Source organism: Achromobacter sp. 1011791174 (assembly GCF_059760925.1).
In genome coordinates this window covers 1-1,290 of sequence record NZ_JCBANH010000202.1, presented here as the reverse complement: position 1 = coordinate 1,290, position 1,290 = coordinate 1, and the positions used below count along the sequence as shown (strand labels likewise).

Genomic DNA, 1,290 nt, shown 5'->3' with positions numbered 1-1,290 from the left:
GACCTCTCATGAGCACCGTCACGCTGATTGGCATCGATCTGGGCAAACACAGCTTCCATCTGCATGGGCAGGACGCGGCCGGCAGGATGATGTTTCGCAAGAAGTGCTCGCGCCAGGATCTGTTCAAGTTACTGGGCAACACACCGCGCAGCACAGTGGTGATGGAGGCCTGCGCCGGCGCGCACTGGATGGCGCGCCGCATCGAAGAACTGGGCCACCAGGCCAAGCTCATTTCCCCCCAGTTCGTGCGCCCCTTCGTACAGGGCAACAAGAATGACTTCGCCGATGCCCAGGCGATCTGCGAGGCGGCCTCGCGCCCGAGCATGCGGTTCGTGAGCGTGCGCAATCAGGCTCAGCAGACCGTCTCTGCCCTGCATCGGGTGCGTGAATCACTGGTCGCTCAGCGCACGGGCGTGATCAACCAGGTGCACGCCTTTTTGCTGGAGTTTGGCATCAGCCTGCCTCGTGGTCAGGCGATCCTGCGACGCTTGCCAGCGGTTCTGGCCGAACACGCGCTGCCGCCCCAACTAGGCGCGCTGCTGGAGCGGCTGCGATCGCACTTTCAGTATCTGGATGAGCAGGTAGGCCAGATTGAGCGTGAGCTGTGTCTACAGCTGCGCGAGGATGAACGCAGCCAGCGGCTGCTTCAGATCCCCGGCATCGGGCCAATCACTGCTAGCGTGCTGATGACTGAGCTGGGCGATGCGCGGCAATTTGGTTCGGCGCGCCAGTTCGCCGCTTCGGTAGGCTTGGTGCCTCGCCAGTACAGCACGGGCGGCAAACCCACGCTCCTGGGCATCAGCAAACGGGGCGACAAGAACCTTAGACGATTGTTGGTACAGGGCGCTCGCGCGATCATGCGACACGTGGAGCGACGAACCGACCGGCTAGGCGCCTGGGTGCGCGAGCTGCAGGCCCGACGTCACTCGAACGTGGTCGCTTGTGCGCTGGCCAATAAATTGGCGAGGATCGCCTGGGCCATCCTCGCCAATGGAACGAACTACCGAAGTGAGCAGACTGTAGCGCCAGCCTGACCTTCATCACCGTTTTACGCAGTCACTTCCTGGTTTTGCGACGCGAGTACGTGAAGACATAAACGGCTCAACGGCCTGGCAAGAAACCTGACATGAAATCCAGCACCGCGATGCTGAGGGGCTTTTTAGGTTTGCCGGGCGCGACTCTCATCATGGAGCGGGGGGCCTAGCCCCAACTGACTCCGAATAGATTTGAGCAAGCCCAATTTACGCCTACACCGCCTCGCTTGCAAAAATCGGGCTGACCATAGATTTT

At 61.2% G+C, this 1,290-nt stretch carries 1 protein-coding gene; it reads left to right on the top strand.

The features are described 5' to 3' along the window. Positions 1–8: 8 nt before the first annotated feature. Positions 9–1,034 carry an IS110 family RNA-guided transposase gene (locus AC6LJ5_RS30310; protein ID WP_103271115.1) on the top strand — a complete coding sequence of 342 codons (1,026 nt, stop codon included), beginning with the start codon at positions 9–11 and terminating at the stop codon, positions 1,032–1,034. Positions 1,035–1,290 lie beyond the last annotated feature (256 nt).

Excerpts from the sequence above, each read along its gene's own strand:
- AC6LJ5_RS30310 (WP_103271115.1), top strand. The coding sequence starts at position 9 with ATGAGCACCGTCACGCTGATTGGCATCGATCTGGGCAAACACAGCTTC.